This window comes from Rhodococcus pyridinivorans (genome assembly GCF_900105195.1).
GTDB lineage: Bacteria > Actinomycetota > Actinomycetes > Mycobacteriales > Mycobacteriaceae > Rhodococcus > Rhodococcus pyridinivorans.
In genome coordinates this window covers 829,584-847,089 of record NZ_FNRX01000002.1, presented here as the reverse complement: position 1 = coordinate 847,089, position 17,506 = coordinate 829,584, and the positions used below count along the sequence as shown (strand labels likewise).

The window sequence follows — 17,506 nt, the reverse complement described above, 5'->3', positions numbered from 1 at the left end:
CCGCCCACCCTCCATAGAAACGTTTCTATCGCCGATACGGGAATCTCCACCTTCGAACCCACCGCTACATCCCCACGATGCTCTCGTCCTTTCGCGCCACACTCCCCGCACATGCCCGATTCCCCGGCATCTACCTGGAAGGCCACCAATGACGACCTCCATTCCGTTCGGATCCCAGAAACAATTGATGTTGTTCTCGGGCCGCGCCAATCCGGCGCTCGCCTCGTCGATCGCCTCCAACCTGCAGGTCGATCTGGGTCGGGTCGCTCTGAAGACATTCTCCAACGGAGAGGTGTACTGCAGATTCGACGAATCCATTCGAGGCGCAGACGTCTTCCTGATCCAACCGATGTGCGCAAACCCCATCGAAGGCCTCAGCGCCAACGACGCACTGGTCGAACTGCTCGTGATGATCGATGCAGCCATCGGCGCAAGTGCACGCCGAGTAGTCGCGGTCACCCCCTGGTTCGGCTACTCCCGTCAGGACAAGAAATCCTCACCCCGCGAACCCATCTCGGCTCGTATGGTGGCACGAATCCTCGAGGCAGCCGGTGTCGACCGGGTACTCACGATGGACCTACACGCGGGACAGCTTCAGGGCTTCTTCAGCGTTCCGGTCGACCACATGACCGCGCTGATGGCACTCGCGGACCACTTCGCCGCGCTGGACGACGACCTGGTGGTCGTCGCGCCGGACGCCGGTCGCGTAAAGCTCAATAAGCAATTCGCCACTCGCATCGGTGCCGGCCTGGCCATCCTGGACAAGGAACGTCCTCAGCAGCAGGTCGCGGAGATCACCACCGTCATTGGAGATGTACGAGGTAAAACCGCGATCATCGTCGACGACATGATCGACACCGCGGGAACCCTACGCGCAGCAGGCGAGGCGGTCGTCCGCGCCGGATGCTCGCGAGTCTTCGCCGCCGCTACCCACGCAGTGTTCAGCGGCTCTGCGCACGAGAACCTCGCCAACTCTCCGTTCGAGCGCATCGTCGTGACAGACACCATCCCCCTCGGGCCCGGAGCCCCGTCGACCGTCGACGTCGTATCGTGCGCACCGATGCTCGCCGACTCGATCCGGTGCATCTTCACCGACGACTCCGTCAGCGAGGTATTCGGGGGGAAGAACCATGTGTTCTGACAAAGCCTTACACGCCGAAGGCCAGATCATGACGGCCATAAACCTCAGAGGTGTCCACGACGACATCGGTACGGTCGACACAGCGGCGTTGCGCGCAACGTTCGGCCGCTTCCCGAGCGGGGTCACCGCGCTGTGCGCGACCGACGTGACCGGTGAGCCGATCGGTATGGCCGTCAGTGCGTTCGTCAACGTGTCATTGGAGCCTCCGTTGGTGGGCGTGTTCGTTCAGACGTCCTCGACCACCTGGCCCAAGCTACGAGAACGACCACGGATCGGACTGTCGGTCCTGGGAGCAGGACAGCAGACACCGTGCCGGCAACTCGCCGCCCGCCAGGTCGACCGGTTCGCCAACGTGAGCTGGGAGAGCGGGCCCGACGGATCAGTCTTCCTGCACGGTGCAGCAGCCTGGTTCGACTGCGAAATCGAATCGGAAACCACGACGGGCGATCATCGATTCGTGCTTCTCCGCATCATCGGACACGACTTCGAAGCCGAGCAGGACCCACTCGTATTTTACGCCAGCAAGTTTCACGAATTGCCCAACGGCATTCCGGATAACTGACAGAAAGGACAGCTGTGATCTACGAGATCAGGGAGTACGTCGCGGTACCGGGCAAACTGTCGGCGATAATCGACCTCTTCACCAACCACACGGCCCGCATGTTCAAGCGATACGACATGGAGCTGATCAGCGCCGGCCACACACTGATCGGAGAACACTCCTTCGGCGAATTGGTGTACACCGTTCGATTCGCAAACCTGGCCGAGCTCGAAAACAAGTGGTCCCAGATGCTCGCGGATCCTGAATGGCAGCAAGCGTTCGCTGCTGCCGAATCAGACGGACCACTGATTCGGACAATGCGCCGTCGGGTCATCGACGGATCATCGATCGAAGAAGCGCCATGATAGTCCAGATCAATGGGTGTCACGACATTCAACTCATCCCTACCGAGGACGATGACGTCCGGGTAGTAACACACGAGATCTTGCTCCCCTATCTACCGGGCATCGTGAAACTGACCGGATTGGGACGCGTCAACGGCCGCTCCGTGGAGCTCGACGAGAACTGGTCCGGATGGCCTTCTCATTGCTGTTCCTTGCCCAAAACCGCGACCATCGTCACTCGTTCCCTCTGAGCGGAAGTCGATGATCCGGCTCTTCGCAGAGCTTCACTTTTCACGAGTCAGGCTCGCACCCGCTATTGCCACGGTTGGCACCATCCGAAAGGAACCTCGATGACCGGCTTCAGCTCCCTACTGGCTGCCGTCCCGACCGGCCTCTGGATCGACGGCACTACTCGCGAGTCCTGTTCCGGTAGACGTTTCGACATTGTGAATCCTGCGACTGGCACCGTCTTGACGACCGTAGCCAACGGCAGCGTCGCCGACGCAAGACACGCGCTCGCATCGGCTGCCGAGGTTCAGCCGGCATGGGCTGCGACCGCCCCTCGCGAACGGTCGGAGATCCTTCGCAGAGCCTGGGAACTCGTCATGGAGCGGTCCGAAGAGTTCGCCCGGCTGATCACACTCGAAATGGGCAAACCGTTGGCGGAGAGTCGCGGCGAGGTGGTGTACGGAGCAGAGTTCCTCCGGTGGTTCGCAGAGGAAGCTGTTCGAATCGGCGGTCGTACCGCGACCGCACCGTCTGGAAACGGCCACATCGCGGTGATCAAGGAACCTGCGGGTCCAGCCCTGGCCATCACGCCCTGGAACTTTCCGCTCGCGATGGGGACACGCAAGATCGGCCCGGCGCTCGCGGCTGGATGCACCATCATCGTCAAACCGGCCGAGGACACTCCCCTCACCATGTTGCTGCTCGCACACGTCTTTGCTGAAGCCGGTCTTCCTCGTGGTGTTCTGTCTGTACTACCGACTCTCGATGCCCCAGACGTCGTCGGCACTCTGATGAAGGACCGTCGACTGCGAAAGGTCTCCTTCACCGGATCCACCGCCGTCGGGAAGAAGATCATCGAACAATCCGCAGATCAGATACTGAAGAGCTCCATGGAACTTGGCGGCAATGCCCCGTTCATCGTCTTCGATGACGCCGACATCGACGCCGCAGTCGACGGTGCGATGGCCGCCAAGATGCGTAACGGTGGTGAAGCCTGTACGGCCGCCAATCGACTGCTCGTACACAATTCGATCCGGGAAGAGTTCACTCGTGCTCTGTGCGATCGGATCGCCGCGACAACAGTGGGTCCCGGTTACGAAGACGACGTCACGCTTGGTCCGTTGATCAATGCCAAGCAACGCCACGCGGTTGCAGCACTGGTCGATGAAGCCGTTACTGCCGGAGCACGCGTGCGCACGGGCGGGACACCCATCGACGGTCCCGGCTACTTCTACCAACCGACCGTCATCGACAACGTACCTGCCGGTGCACGCATCCTCCGTGAAGAGATCTTCGGCCCGGTTGCGGTCATCACAGGCTTCGACACCGAGGCCGAAGTAGTCGCGAGCGCAAACGACACCGACTACGGATTGGCTGCCTACTTCTACACACAGAACCTCGATCGAGCGTCCCGAGTCGCTCGCGCCCTCGAATTCGGGATGGTCGGCGTGAACCGGGGCATTATTTCCGATCCGGCGGCTCCCTTCGGCGGCATCAAGCAGTCCGGGTTGGGCAGCGAGGGCGGCAGCGAAGGAATCGAAGAGTACCTCAACACCAAGTACATCGCTCTGACCCCCTGACAGTTGTTCATGACAACTGTCCTGCAGAAAGCTGAGATTCCAGGACTCGTCCGCACAGCATCGATAATCCACAACATCCACTGATTCGAATAAATACTGGAGATCGACAACAACGATGTCATTCGACTTCGAGGAACCCGATGCAGCCCGGGAAGCGCGAACCGAGCTGGCACGCCTTGCCCGATCATGGCTACTCGTCCCCCCTACCGATCTCGCTGAGTTACATACCGCGGTCGCTACCAGTCCGGACTGCCTTGTCCTCGATCTCGAGGATGGAGTGCCCTACAGGAAGAAAACATCTGCACGGACAGTTGCGGCGCAGTGGCTTCGCGACAGAGTCGGTTGGGTCCGAGTCAACGACGCTTCGACCCGTGAACTTGCACTCGACCTAGAAATACTCCGCGATTCTCCGGGCCTTACCGGAATTGTTCTTGCGAAGACCGAGAGTCCGCAAGACATCGACATCGTGTCTGCCGCACTCCCTCATGTCCCGATCGTCGCTATGGTCGAGACTGCTTCCTCGCTTCGTCAGGCCGACCGTATCGCTGAGTGCTCACCGGTCGTGCGCTTGGCCTTCGGCATCAGAGACTTCTGCAGCGACCTCGACATCGATGGGACACCAGAAGGCCTGGCGTATGCACGCTCGACCCTTGTCATCGCCAGCAAGACGGCGGAAATCGCAGCTCCTATCGACGGCCCGACCGCTGCGGATGATCGGGATACCGTCGCAGCCGACATCGACACAGCCCAAAAGTTCGGCATGACCGGAAAATTGTCGGTTCGGGCGCGTCATGTCGACACGATCAACGAGAGATTCTCCCCGTCGGCCCATTCAGTCTCGCAAGCGCATGCCACTATCGCCGAACTCGGCCCCTGCGGCGAGAACATCGAGACGGGGGCCGATCGGCCGCGCTTCATCTCAGCCACTGCCGTGCTTTCCAGATCTCGGTACTTCGGCCGCTTGGAGGCGACCAAATCCGCCTCTCTTGCCCAGTAGTCGGCGCGTTCACGCTGCTCTGATCGGCACCGTCAACGCTGCGAGGGTCTCGGGTGCGGTGTACCTGCCCGGGTCAAGAACCCGCAAGGCATCATCGAGAAGACTGATTAGCGCGCGGAGATGGTGGACAACGCCGCCGCGCGAGGTCGACGCCGAGCGAATGCGGGATGGTCCGGACGCGTTCCAGCGCGTGTGCAGCGACCGCCGATCCTGGAAGCAGAATCGACCGGGGCAACGATCACGACCGCTCCCCCGAGACGGCCGCCTGCCGTGACGCGGTGAGGGGAACGGCAACCCGCACCATGTCACGGCAGGCGTCGAGACGACCCGGGCAACTACTCCTCGGTCCCTCGAAGCTGAGCGAGTCACAAGTGCAGGTCACCCCCGATTCGGCAGCGAGGCGGGCGATGTCGTCATCGCCTCGCCCGCCAGCACCCGATCACTGCTACAGCGAACCCCGCTCGCACATGGGCACTTTCGTTGAGCACGAGTGGGTACCGCCGCTGAATCTCATTCCCCTCGTACTCGAACCCGGACGGTCGCCGGCACCGCGAAACCGCACATCGATGCCGACTCCGTCCTCGACCACCTTCGTCATCGCGACACAACGTCACCCGGCAGAGCAAGTGCGGGCGTGCGTCAAGCCGCTGAGGGCGTTGCGTCCGTGTCCTCTCGTCACCTGGACTCAACGCCCCTGCGACCTCAGTTGTCCTGTGTCACACGCTTACTTTCGGAGGACAGGACAGTAGGGGCATCCAAATACACCGTGCTGCCGGCGGCCCTGAACTGGTCGGACATATGTTGCATCCCGGCGACGGCGGCCTGGTCGGCGGCGTCACCGAACCTGGTCCGGATGTCTTGGGAGATACGCATCGAGCAGAACTTCGGCCCACACATCGAGCAGAAGTGCGCTGTCTTGGCCGGTTCGGCCGGAAGCGTCTCGTCATGGAACTGCTCGGCCGTATCCGGATCCAGCGACAGAGCGAACTGATCCCGCCACCGAAACTCGAAACGCGCCTTCGACAACGCGTCGTCACGCTCGACGGCACCGGGATGGCCCTTGGCGATGTCGGCGGCATGAGCGGCGATCTTGTACGTGATGACCCCGGTCTTCACGTCGTCCCGATTCGGCAGTCCCAGATGCTCCTTCGGGGTGACATAACACAGCATCGCGGTGCCATGGCGGGCGATCTCGGTGGCCCCGATCGCGGAGGTGATGTGGTCGTAGCCCGGAGCAATGTCGGTCACCAGCGGCCCCAGGGTGTAGAAAGGCGCTCCATGACATAGCTTCTGCTGACGCTCCACATTTTCCCGCACCCGATGGATCGGGATGTGGCCAGGGCCTTCGACCATCACCTGAACGTCGTGAGCCCAGGCACGGGTGGTCAGTTCGGCAAGGGTGTCCAGTTCGGCGTACTGCGCGGCGTCGTTGGCGTCGGCGATCGACCCCGGTCGCAGCCCGTCCCCGAGGGAGAATGCCACGTCGTAGCGGGCGAAGATCTCACACAGTTCGTCGAAGTGGGTGTAGAGAAAATTTTCCTCGTGATGGGCGAGGCACCAACCGGCCATGATCGACCCACCTCGGGAGACGATGCCGGTGAGCCGCTCGGCCGTGAGCGGTACGTAGCGCAGCAGCACTCCGGCGTGGATGGTCATGTAGTCCACACCCTGCTCACACTGCTCGATCACGGTGTCGCGGAAGATCTCCCACGTCAGCGCATCGGCCTGGCCGGCGACCTTCTCCAGAGCCTGATAGATCGGCACCGTGCCGATCGGCACCGGGGAGTTGCGAATGATCCATTCTCGGGTGGTGTGGATATCTTCGCCGGTGGACAGGTCCATCACAGTGTCCGCGCCCCAACGGGTGGCCCAGCGCATCTTGTCGACTTCGTCGACGATGGAGCTGGTCACCGCTGAGTTGCCGATGTTGGCATTGATCTTCACCACGAAGGACTTGCCGATGATCATCGGCTCGGACTCGGGGTGGTTGACGTTGGCGGGGATGATCGCCCGACCCGCCGCCACCTCCGAGCGCACCAGTTCCACGTCGCAGTTCTCCCGCAGCGCCACGAACCGCATTTCCTGGGTGATGATCCCCGCCCGGGCATAGTGCATCTGCGTGACCGTCCGGCCTGTCTTCGCTCGCACCGGGACAGGTCGGGGCCCCTTCCACTCCTGGGACGCCTCTCCACGCCGCACAGCCGAGCGGCCATCGTCGAGCAGATCCCGTTCTCGCCCCGGGTAGTGCTCGACGTCGCCGCGAGCAGCAATCCAGTCGGCGCGCGTCGGCGGGAGCCCGACCAGCGGATCGCTACCGGGACCTGCAGTGCGGTAGACCTGCAGCGGCGGGTTCGGCACCCCGCCGGGAGAGTCGTTCAAGCGGATCTCTGTGACAGGTACACGCAGGTCGTGTTCCTCGTCGTGGACATAGCTCAGGGCATGCGAATTGGATGCACTCATCGGAATCGTTCCTACTTCCTTCGCCGGCATTACCCGGGCAGGTTCGACGGTCGCAGGCTGCCTCAGCCCGATCTCAGCCCCTGCAATAGGGCTCCCGTGGGGACGTCACAGACCCTAACACCCGACTCGTCTCGCTGCAGATGTAGCTGGTCCGGTCGTCGGAGCGGTGCGAAGTCGGCCCGTCCTGTACGAGCTACGAGGAGGTACTCTTCTATACGTCATCGACTGTTGACTCAAGGAGATCGGGATCTTGTCCGCACAGCTGGCCTTCGATGCCCTCGCTGACCCTGTGCGGCGAGCCATTCTCACTGTGCTGGCAGAGCGCGATGAGTGCAGTGTCAAGGAACTGGTCGACCAGATCGACAGCGTGGGACGCACCGGCGTTTCGAACCACCTCCGGATCCTGCGGCACGCGGGATTGGTCACCGAACGCAAGGTCGGACGCTTCCGTTTCTACTCGATCGACCCGGCCGGTCCCGCCCGGGATGTCATCGCGATGTTGCAGGAAGTGTTTCGAGGAGCCCTGGTAGATGCCGTCGAGGCTGCCGATCGCACCGCTGCCACCGATAGATCTCTGTGACGTGCATAGCTTCCAGGGAACACGGGGACCCAGCTCGTATTGCACGCGGAAGAGTGGACCGCATCCCCACCCTCGGTGGCCTACAGCCTTTCGGAGCAGGCGAAGAGGCGGGATGGCTGTTCGGCGGGGTATGCGGTCGGGTCGAACCCGGCGCTGCCGTGCGTATGGCGGTCCACCTCAGCGGTTCCGGCGCAGAACCGGTCGAGATTCTCGGCCGTATCGCTGCTGCGCGTCCGTATGTGTACCTCGATATCGTGCACGACCAGCCTTGGCGGGGGCTTATCAAACTTCGTTTCGGAGCCGCCGATGGAGGCACGAGAGTTCGGCTCATCGCCGAACTCGACCAGCCCGGATTGGAATGGTTGATGCGGCGTCGAGGGTTCCCTACCGCTCGAAACGCCTCGCCCCATCCCCGTCTGGGCTTGTTGACGTCGAAATCCGGACCCTGCAGCCCCTTCGCTACCTCAATCGACAACGCTGCCATGCTGGCGCTCGAGGAAATCAATGCCGAGGGTGGCATTCATGGCCGACGGGTCGAGTTGATCGTGGGCGATGACGCCACAGACCCGGAGACCGGCGTCATGGAAGCGCGGCGACTCGTTCAGGCAGGCTGCCGGACCATCCTGATCGCCACCACATCGGCTACCTATACCGCAGTTGCCGAGGCGCTCGGCGATGCACCCGTGCTGCTGGTGCAGCCGGTCATGAACGAAGGAGGCAGCGGCGGTCGTCTCCGTCTCCAACTCGGGGAGCGGCCGGGCGATCAGTTGGCAACAGCTACGAAACCACTCACGCAGATGGAGGGGGTGCGACGATCGTTTCTGGCCGGCAACGATTATTGTTGGCCGCGAACGACACATGGCTTGGCTCGCCAACTGTTGCCCCGGTACGGCGCCCGAATCGTCGGTGAAGAGTTCGCATCGATGAGGACTCGAGACTTCGCTCAGATCGTCGAATCGATTCAGAAATCGGGAGCCGACATCGTCCCTCGTCGGATCTGATGCTGTTGAGTTCGAACGTCAGTGTTATGCAATGGGGTTGCGGGATCGGTGCATAACACTGGCGCCGGCATTGGAAGAGTCCATGCTGACGTACATCAGCGACGAAGCAGCCCGTGGTCTGCACTCCGTCTCGGGGTATTTCCAAGGATTACAAACGGAGGGCAACGCCTCGTTTCTGAGGAGGTACCAGGCACAGTTCGGTCCTTGGGCACCGCCACTGTCGACGTTGAGCGAGTCTGTGTTCGAGGCAGTTCACATATGGTGGCAGGCTGCCCGGAAAGCGGAGGATAGCGAGCGGATCGCCGCGGCAATGCGTCACGGGGAGTTCCAGCTACCGCGGGGTACTGTCACTTTGAGCGAGGACCGACTCGGGCAGCAGCTGCATGTGACGAAAGCGGCTGGCACGGAACTGTATCCCGCCATCGGATAGGCCGAGACCACGCGTGCTGGTACAGAAGACGAGGGCATCGATCTCGGTCATATCGATGTGGCCACTCCGTCTACATCCTCGTTCCCGGCCGGGCGGATGTGCGACCAGCGAGTGCAACTCGGAGTCGTCGGCGCATCAGTGTCGCCAGGATTGTTTCCGGTTACGACCAGGCCTCGCGTTATCGTCATTCGACGCGATGTCGATGCCGGTCAGGGCGACGATTACCGCTGCCAGATCCTCCTCTGTGGGATCGGGACCGGATGCGGAGGTCGAGATTTTCTGCGAGATCTGTTGCCCTCTCGGGGGTGGCTCTGCCTTCATTCTCCTCTTCTTTCTTGGTGACTTCTCGCTGCGGCACTTCCGGCCACAGTTAGCATCTATGAGCTCGCTCCGAGTGCAGACCGCTCCCAATCCCTTCCGGCAGGAGTCGTCGAGCGCCTTACAGTCGCGAAGCGGGCAACAGTGCGCTCGATCTTCTTGCCATCAGCGCAGCTGGGGCAGAGTGGGTGCGCAGCAATTGAACTCAGGCTAGCGAGCAGCTGTCGGACTGTCCATAGCGCGACGGTCCGATACGAGCGAGACTCGTCTGTATGACGGCGATGCTCCTGGCCGTTCCCCTCACGAGCGCGTGCACCCTCCCCGGACCCGGTGCAGCATCGCCAGGTGAGGACACAGGTGCGCCGACCTCCACCCCGTGGGTCTCGTATGCTCATCCGCTGCGGGTGACCACCACCGGCGGTATTTTGCACCTCGACGGTCAACCCTGGTGGCCCACCGGCTTCAATGCCTATCAACTGGCTACGGATTGGACGGTCAACGCCGGGTGCGGAGCGATGGTGGATCTGGACTCCTACTTCTCGTCTCGCCAACCGGGGACAGTGACCCGATTCAACGCCTTTCAGAATCTGGCCGTGGACAAGCGCAACGGCAAGCTGAACTTCGAACCGATCGATGCGGTGTTCGCGGCCGCCAAACGGCACCGACAGTTACTCATCCCGGTGCTCGCCGCCCAGGACGGCGCCTGTGAGGACGAGCAATACAAAACGCGCGAGTGGTATCTCGGCGGATGGAAAGAACCCACCGACATGCCGCTGAGCTACAGCGAGTGGGTTGCTGCCGCCGTCGATCGCTGGGCCGGATCACCTTCGATCGCTGCATGGGAACTACTCGGTGAACCCGAGGTCGGCGTCTGCACCACCCCCGACTGCGACCTGCACCAACGTCGGTGCCCGGAAGACTCGTCGCAGGTGCTGCGCGACTGGGTCGATGCGGCCGGGGCGGTGGCTCGTGCGCACGATCAGCGACACCTGCTCACGCTCGGTCTACTCGGGGGCGAGCAGTGCGGTCTCGCCGACGGTGGTTATGCCCTGGTCGCTGCCTCGCCCTATCTGGACGTGGTTCAGTACCACGACTACGACGATGCGGCATTCCTCCCACTGCGACTCGAGCAAACCGAGAAACCTGTGCTCGTTGCCGAGTTCGGGATCCGCGCTGGAAGCTGCCTACCCCTGACCGAACGCGCCACCCGCGTCGGTGCCCAGATCGACCGGTATCACACGATGGGCACTGCCGGGGCGCTGTTGTGGGCCTTCGTACCGGATCCTCGACCACAGGAATGCACGTACGACATCGGCCCCTTCGACCCCATTCACGGCTTGCCCCAGATGAGATAGGGACGCGCCCTGGGCCGGCGCGTCGGGGTGACAGTCGTCTCGGAGGCCACGGAACCGATTGCTCGGGCCGGCTTCCGCCACCTTCACCCATGGTGAAGGTGATGAGTACCTGTCGACCGCGGATAACAGTACTCTGTGTCCGAGCGCAGCGCCCCCCGCGTGCAGTCGCCTTCCTTGGTCGCACGAACCGAACTCGATGCCGAACTCATCTGCGCGCTAACGCTTCTGAATGGAAGTCGAAATGGTCGTATCGGTAGGCACCGTTGGTGCCCGCTTTAGCATCGTCGAGGCGGGCACCAACGGCTCCCGTACCTGTCGCCGACAGGGGACGGCGACGGTTCGTCGCAGAGCGACGAAACTGGGTTCTCGTTCTCGGTACTGCGCAGCGACTCGGACATGGTCGCCTAGCAACTCGGAACAGCAGGGGCGAGGTTCCAAGCACGGAGAACAGAATGTTGAAACAAGGCCCCACCCTCCCCGATAGGGCGACTCGCTCCAACACCAAAAGACTAGCGAAAAACTCGCCGTAACAGCAAATTACATGGCTCTTCATCCGTTCCGATACCGCAACACCGGAGCACCCGCCCACGAGCACCGGTGACATCCTGTCCCCTTCCCATCTCCCGACAGGCCGCATCTTTTTGCCAACGCCGCCGGCGAACGACTCCGCCCCCTGAGTCCGGCGCCGAGTACACTCCCACAACAGTGGGTTCCGGTCGGACAGATACGGACGAGTTCCGAACGTCCGGATCAATGCCACACGGCCGACTCCACTGTCCCCGGAACCCTGCCCGGCCACGAAACCCACTGGTAGCTACGCACCTCGTGGTCACGCGCAGGAACCCTGTGATATACACATACAGTTCACGGAGCATTGATGGTAGACAGTAGGGGTCACACTGCCAACCAACAGCTTTCGTGACGCACCAGCGTCGTTCCAGGGGAACACGGTGCGAACGGACGCGCGCAGACGCACGGCCTCGCCGACAATGCCAACGCACACCTCCCCGCTGTTCACTTCCGCCGACTCCGCCGGACCGATCGGCCGGAATGGCATCGGCCGAAACGGCCCTGGTCCTGCAGAGGAGATGGAACACTGCACGACGAATAGCATCGTGTTCCGCCACCGTGCGGATCGACAGGCCATCAAGACGCCGGTGAACACACTGGACAAGGTGCGCCCGCACCGAAGACAAGTCCAGAAACTCCCGGTGTAGCGTTCTGGGACACTCCGAACCGGTGTCACCTCGTTTGCATAGAGTCCGTTCTCGCCGTGAGGTCTTCGGAGGTGGATGTGTGGTAACCGACCGGTTCCGTGAGCAAGCAGAAGAACACGGTTCCGATAGCTGTGAGAATCCCATACCGAAAGTACGGCCGGAGATCGAACAGTCCTGGCGCCGCTGCCTCGCACTGGGAGTGACACCCGACAGTTCTCCACTGCGCTATATCGACGACGCACCCACCGATCCGAAGCTTGTGCGTGCGGCGCGGCCGGTCCTGGATCGGTTGGCCGATCAACTCGCCGATGCGCCGGTGACGATCTTGCTCGCCTCGCAGGATGCGACCATCGTCGATCGGCGGGCCGGGCAGCGGTCACTGCTCGGCCGTCTCGACCGTGCCCAGGTCGCCCCGGGGTTCATCTTCGCCGAGGAATGCGCCGGAACCAACGGGATCGGCACCGCCCTCGAAGAACGCAAAGCGTTCCGGGTCCGCGGGGAAGAGCACCTGCTCGAGGCGTTGCATCCGCTGGCCTGTGTCGGCTCCCCGATCGTCGATCCGGTCTCACGCGCGGTGACCGGCATCGTCGACATCACCTGCGAGATCGGCGATGTCAACGAGCTGATGGCACCGCTGGTGCTCTCGGCGGTACGCGATATCGAAGAGCGATTGTTCGCCCTGTCCGCCCGCAGCGAGCAGAACCTGCTGCGCGAATACATGCGCAGCAAACGCCGCGGCCACGCCGCGGTGGTGGCGATGAGCCGGGACACGGTGATCGCGACCCCGACGGTGTCACGGTTGATGGACTCGACCGATCAGATGATGATCTGGGACTGGATCAGCACCCATCTGGCCGCCAAGGACGAATGGGAAGGACCGCTGCGTTTCGCCGACGGGATCGACGTGCGGGTCCATGCCCGCCGGGTCGGTGAGTCCACCGATCCGCTCAGCGCGATCCTCGAACTGCGCCCGCTGGCCTCCCCGGCTCCGCCGCGACCGCGCGCCCGCCTGGCCCCCGCCGCGCCCGCCGGTGCGGCGCCGGCGACGCGTATCGCCGGCCGCAGCCTGGCCGCGCACCGACTCCAGGACCGGGTCGACGAGATCACCGCGACCGTCGCGCCGGTGCTGATCGTCGGTGAGTCCGGTGTCGGCAAAACCCATCTGGCGCGGCAGATCCAGCACCGCTGGGGCCGGCACGACCCGGTCCCGAGCGTCGATGCGTCGACGTTGACCCCCTCGGCGGTGGCCGAATTGCGGGCGCGTCTGTCCGGCAGTTTCGCGTGCATCATCGAGCACCTCGACGAGGTCCCCGACGACGCTGTGGCTTCTACTCGGCGGTTGCTCGACGCTGCCGTCGAGCTGGGTGCACCGGTGATCGCCACCGCCACCTCGAGCACCCCCGACGATCTGCGGCATCAGGTGCAGACCCATGTGCGGCGCAGTGTGTGCATCCCGCCGCTGCGCCAGCGCATCGAAGATCTCACCGATCTCGCGCGGGAGTTGCTCGCCGCCGAACTCCCCGACCGTCCGACCCCGCAACTGCAACCGGCCGCGCATCGGGCGTTGATCGACCATCACTGGCCCGGCAACCTGCGCGAACTCGCCTCGGTGCTCAGTACCGCGGCGGCGCGGTCGATGGGATTCGACATCAAACTCGAACATCTGCCCGCCGACTACCGCACCCTCGGCGCCGGCCGCCGGTTGACCTCGCTCGAACGCACCGAACGCGAAGCGATCGTCCGCGCCCTCGACGAGTCCGACGGCAACAAATCCCTCGCCGCCCACCGACTCGGTGTGGCCCGCTCGACCCTCTACCGCAAGATCCGCGCGCTGGGCCTGGAAAACGAAACATTCGGTTCCTGACCCCTGAAACACTCTGTCGCATAACAAGACATCCTCGCCGCTGAGTCTGCGCGGACACCCTCTTCCTCACGCCGAGCGGACGTCTTCCCACCTCTGTTCGGGACAGCAATGATGCCGTTTGTACCTCGTCGTCGTGCACGGACGATGTTGCAAAATAGGACACTCGCTGCGGCATCCGACGCCCTACCGTTCTCGAGTACGTATTCCATGAGGAGTACGCGCGTCGTTTCATGACCGTATCCCCCGAGGAGTGACCATGGCCCTGTTCGCTGTTATCTGGTCGTACACCACTGACGCATCCGTCAAAGAGGCCGCCCATGCCGACCACCTGGTCTTCGTCAAGGACGCGGCCGCCAAAGGCGTGCTACAGGAAGCGGGCGCCTGGGCCGACGGAGCCGGCGCCCTGCTCGTGTTCAAGGCGGACAGCGAAGACGACCTGCAGGCCCTGCTCGCCAAGGACCCCTATGTCACGCAGGGTGTGGTCGTCGACCAGACCATCTACCAGTGGAAGCCCGTCATCGGACCCCTCGTGGGAATCTGACGATGAAGCGGCATGCCTAGCTTCTGTTGGTCACAGCATGCAGCATTTTTGCAGTGGACCAGACGATGGGACGCACAGTGTGTGCATTCGACGAAGGCGCGGATCGTATGTGAGGCCAGGAATTGCGTCACGTGACGTCCTGAGGCGCCCGTCGATACATGGTGGCGTGAACGCGCAGACGGAGATGCAGCCGGCCGATCGAGTGCTCGCTTGATCGGGTCCAACCAAATCCACGGGTTCGAGAGACAATCAGCGCAGGGTGAGACTGTCGATCCACACAACCGACGTGTCAACGGAAACCGGTGTGACACGGCACTCTTGGAACAGATTTCTTTATCCTTGACGTGGACGCTACGCCGGAAGTCAGCCACGACTGTTCCCGCGCCCTCACACTCGGTTTCTATGCCCCCACCGCCCTTCAGAATGTCGCGCCCAGCGATCGCCGGGTCCTCGAAGCCTTCGGGATACCTGGGCGGGAGATCCGGGAGGCTCCGGCCAACGGAAACTGGACGTGTTCAGTAGGTGTGCGCGGATGGTGCACGGCGAGGCCTTGGCCACCCAGCACATGGTCGAGACTCGCGCAGGAACTGTGCTCCACGCTCCGAAGCCGCTGAACGAGCATCCAGAAATGATGGGGTGGCAATGTCGCGCAGTAGTGAACAGTACTGTTACATATATTGATTGAGCAGGTATCTTCCGTCGACAGTCATGCGGTCCAGAAACAGCGAGCTACCTGTTGACGGTTCGTCTCATGAGTATCCACCGAAAGCCACGTGTCGGCCGATGGTGCGTATGCGGCATGGGCAAGGCGGCGTGCCTCCGCCACTGGGCACGGGCAGATCCCACCTGCTGCCTGCGCTCGGGCTGCCAGGACCCTGCTTCGGTGATCAAAGGCGACGATCGAAGCAGGGTTCTCCGTCCTCGATAGAACACCCCCTTCGCCGGCGAGCTGTTTGCAGCATGTCGACGTAGCGACGGATCGCCGCAGTGCGCGCTGTGGTGTTCGTAGTGGCCCATCCACGACGGGAATCGCTGACGCCGGTCAGAGTCGTCCTACCGATACCCATCGAAGTGTACGTTGCTGTCGTCGGCTCCGTATCGATGTGCTTACCCGGATCCGGCTTCATATCTCAAGTTAGAGAACGTATTCGCGTCGATTCCAAGGAGATCGAACACAGAGTGATCCGAGCTCGCCGTCCCGTTGCCGGAGATGGCGCTGAGTCAGTAACGACAGGAGGTCGTCCACACGATCATATGACAGGGGTCGTAGTGAAGGAGTAGATGCACGATGACCTTGTCCGGTCCGAACCTCGGGGTAATGCCTTCGGTTTGTCGTTCTCAACCTGAGTCCGGTTTCGACACCGCACCTGTCCATACGGCGGCGTCCCAGCGGAGCAGGACGGACGCCGCGGACCCGCGCGCAATTGCGTCCAACATCAATCCGGGAGAAGCTGAGTCGAATTCGAATATTCGGCGAGAGTCGGAGTTCGATGCTGCAGGGTTTGTCGAGTTCGCCGAACGTCACCTCGAGTGGCTCGATCGGGTCGACAGTGCCGAAACCGCAGCATGGCGCGAGGTGAGGTCCCGCGGTGGTCGGATATTCACGTGTGTGCCTATGAACCCTGATGCTGAAGTCACCGAACCGATCTGTATCGACCTTTTCAATGGGGACTTGTTGACATCACCGGCGCGTGAACACATTCAGGTTGCCACTTCTTCGCCGGCGATCAGGAAAGCCTACGATCGCTGTGTCGCCACGATCGAGGCCGAACTTCCAGCCTATGACGTGCCCGATGCACTCGGGTTCTCCACGATACTGAACACCTATTTCGGGTACGCCTGTCAGACCGACCTGATTTCCCTCCTCGCGCGTATCCCACCTGCAGTGCGCCCGAATCCCGCATAAGCACCGGGGTCGACTCGGCCGAGATCAGCCCTTGGACCCGATACTTCTGCGGCAGTCCTACTCACATTGCCGGGCTGCCCTTGTAACCGACGTTCGCAGTCGCGACTACCGAAGTCGACTTGCCGTCGTGAAACTCCTCGAGCGTGGTCACATTGCACGCCATGTACAGGGTGCGGAGATCGTCACCGCCGAATGCACAGGTGACCGACCAGGCCCCTTCGATCGCAACCCTGTCGGTGATCTCTCCTCCCTCGACAACTCGGTAGAAGCCACTGTCCGACTCGAGGGTCAACGCGTTGCCGAACCACACACCGCCGTCAGCGTCGAGTGCGATGCCATCCGGGTGAACGGAATCGTCGAGCTGGGCCCAGATTCGTTCGTTGACCAGGCTTCCGTCTTCCTGGATGTCGAACGCCGTGATGCAGTGCCGCCATGTCTGGGCGGTGAGAAGAACTCTGTCCGGGGTGATCGCCATGCCGTTCGGGAACAGAACTTCACCACCGACGGGGTTGACGGAGCCGTCTGCAGACACATGGACCAAGCGTGTTGTCTTCGGGTCTTCCTCCCCGAGAGCGAAACCGAAGTTTCCGACGTACCCATCACCTTTGCCTGTGACGATCATGTCGTTGCCGATGCCGCCGGCGTACTGGCTGAAGTCAGCGTGCACCGACTGTGTACCGTCAGGCTCGATCCGCACGACGGTTCGATCCATCTGTGACACGACGAGGACCGAACCGTCATCCAGGAAGCCGAGTCCCGATGGCGAGCCTTCGACCTCGGCGACGTCCGTGTACGAACCGTCGGCGTTGAACGTCTTCACCGTCTTGCTGAAGAAATCACTGGCCCAGAGCTTGCCATGGTGCCAACGAAGACCTTCGAGGAACTGGTGACCGGTCGAGAAAACGGCCGAGCGGTGCTCTCTCATGATGTTCTCCATCCCGCCGCGAGGGATTCGCGGCGATGGTCATTGCTCGAGGAATGAAGGGTGCTTGTGTCCGGTGTG

The 17,506-nt window shown here is 62.4% G+C and carries 12 protein-coding genes, 1 pseudogene and 1 riboswitch; of the genes and pseudogenes, 11 read left to right on the top strand and 2 right to left on the bottom strand.

All coding sequences use genetic code 11. From position 1 onward, the window contains the following. Positions 1 to 148: 148 nt before the first annotated feature. From BLV31_RS04690 to BLV31_RS04665, 5 genes are all read left to right on the top strand, one after another. Positions 149 to 1,141 carry a ribose-phosphate diphosphokinase gene (locus BLV31_RS04690; protein ID WP_052227156.1) on the top strand — a complete coding sequence of 331 codons (993 nt, stop codon included), beginning with the start codon at positions 149 to 151 and terminating at the stop codon, positions 1,139 to 1,141. 28 nt (positions 1,142 to 1,169) lie between these two features. Next, on the top strand, positions 1,170 to 1,703 hold the full coding sequence (locus BLV31_RS04685; protein ID WP_052227157.1) for a flavin reductase family protein: 534 nt from the start codon (positions 1,170 to 1,172) through the stop codon (positions 1,701 to 1,703). Between the two features lie 14 nt (positions 1,704 to 1,717). Continuing rightward, entirely contained in the window at positions 1,718 to 2,047 is a 330-nt protein-coding gene (locus tag BLV31_RS04680; protein ID WP_039583675.1) for an NIPSNAP family protein, read from the top strand. A gap of 329 nt (positions 2,048 to 2,376) precedes the next feature. Beyond that, positions 2,377 to 3,834: an NAD-dependent succinate-semialdehyde dehydrogenase gene (locus tag BLV31_RS04670; RefSeq protein ID WP_064060765.1), complete on the top strand. Its 1,458-nt coding sequence runs from the start codon at positions 2,377 to 2,379 to the stop codon at positions 3,832 to 3,834. A 115-nt stretch (positions 3,835 to 3,949) separates the two neighbouring features. After that, positions 3,950 to 4,831 (top strand): HpcH/HpaI aldolase/citrate lyase family protein, encoded by an 882-nt coding sequence (locus tag BLV31_RS04665; RefSeq protein WP_064060764.1) that lies wholly within the window; start codon positions 3,950 to 3,952, stop codon positions 4,829 to 4,831. 702 nt (positions 4,832 to 5,533) lie between these two features. Here BLV31_RS04665 and thiC read toward each other — a convergent pair. Further along, complete coding sequence (gene thiC, locus BLV31_RS04660; protein WP_064060778.1) at positions 5,534 to 7,291, bottom strand: phosphomethylpyrimidine synthase ThiC; 1,758 nt, start codon at positions 7,289 to 7,291, stop codon at positions 5,534 to 5,536. Continuing rightward, positions 7,290 to 7,399, bottom strand: a riboswitch (TPP riboswitch). (Overlaps the previous gene by 2 nt.) Positions 7,400 to 7,541: 142 nt before the next feature. Between thiC and BLV31_RS04655 the strand changes: the two genes are divergently transcribed. The 6 genes and pseudogenes from BLV31_RS04655 to BLV31_RS24625 all read left to right on the top strand — a co-directional run bounded on the left by BLV31_RS04655 (position 7,542) and on the right by BLV31_RS24625 (position 16,503). Beyond that, positions 7,542 to 7,871, top strand: a complete 330-nt coding sequence (locus BLV31_RS04655; protein WP_039583680.1) for an ArsR/SmtB family transcription factor — start codon at positions 7,542 to 7,544, stop codon at positions 7,869 to 7,871. 164 nt (positions 7,872 to 8,035) lie between these two features. Then, positions 8,036 to 9,302 (top strand): annotated as a pseudogene (locus BLV31_RS04650) (substrate-binding protein). A gap of 599 nt (positions 9,303 to 9,901) precedes the next feature. After that, the gene (locus tag BLV31_RS04645; protein WP_371850706.1) at positions 9,902 to 10,975 is read left to right on the top strand and encodes a glycoside hydrolase 5 family protein; all 1,074 of its coding nucleotides are present in this window, start codon (positions 9,902 to 9,904) and stop codon (positions 10,973 to 10,975) included. Positions 10,976 to 12,214: 1,239 nt separating this feature from the next. After that, entirely contained in the window at positions 12,215 to 14,056 is a 1,842-nt protein-coding gene (locus tag BLV31_RS04640; protein ID WP_496559993.1) for a sigma-54-dependent Fis family transcriptional regulator, read from the top strand. A gap of 256 nt (positions 14,057 to 14,312) precedes the next feature. Next, entirely contained in the window at positions 14,313 to 14,597 is a 285-nt protein-coding gene (locus tag BLV31_RS04635) for a YciI family protein (RefSeq protein WP_006550534.1), read from the top strand. 1,288 nt (positions 14,598 to 15,885) lie between these two features. Then, a complete protein-coding gene (locus BLV31_RS24625) occupies positions 15,886 to 16,503 on the top strand; it encodes a hypothetical protein (protein ID WP_139192934.1) in 618 nt (205 codons plus the stop codon). 61 nt (positions 16,504 to 16,564) lie between these two features. On the opposite strand, the gene BLV31_RS04630 is transcribed toward BLV31_RS24625, so the two are convergent. Then, a complete protein-coding gene (locus tag BLV31_RS04630; RefSeq protein WP_039585272.1) occupies positions 16,565 to 17,428 on the bottom strand; it encodes an SMP-30/gluconolactonase/LRE family protein in 864 nt (287 codons plus the stop codon). Positions 17,429 to 17,506 lie beyond the last annotated feature (78 nt).

Excerpts from the sequence above, each read along its gene's own strand:
- BLV31_RS04665 (WP_064060764.1), top strand. The coding sequence starts at position 3,950 with ATGTCATTCGACTTCGAGGAACCCGATGCAGCCCGGGAAGCGCGAACC.
- BLV31_RS04645 (WP_371850706.1), top strand. The coding sequence starts at position 9,902 with ATGCTCCTGGCCGTTCCCCTCACGAGCGCGTGCACCCTCCCCGGACCC.
- BLV31_RS24625 (WP_139192934.1), top strand. The coding sequence starts at position 15,886 with ATGACCTTGTCCGGTCCGAACCTCGGGGTAATGCCTTCGGTTTGTCGT.
- BLV31_RS04685 (WP_052227157.1), top strand. The coding sequence starts at position 1,170 with ATGACGGCCATAAACCTCAGAGGTGTCCACGACGACATCGGTACGGTC.
- BLV31_RS04635 (WP_006550534.1), top strand. The coding sequence starts at position 14,313 with ATGGCCCTGTTCGCTGTTATCTGGTCGTACACCACTGACGCATCCGTC.
- BLV31_RS04690 (WP_052227156.1), top strand. The coding sequence starts at position 149 with ATGACGACCTCCATTCCGTTCGGATCCCAGAAACAATTGATGTTGTTC.
- thiC (WP_064060778.1), bottom strand. The coding sequence starts at position 7,291 with ATGAGTGCATCCAATTCGCATGCCCTGAGCTATGTCCACGACGAGGAA.
- BLV31_RS04630 (WP_039585272.1), bottom strand. The coding sequence starts at position 17,428 with ATGAGAGAGCACCGCTCGGCCGTTTTCTCGACCGGTCACCAGTTCCTC.
- BLV31_RS04670 (WP_064060765.1), top strand. The coding sequence starts at position 2,377 with ATGACCGGCTTCAGCTCCCTACTGGCTGCCGTCCCGACCGGCCTCTGG.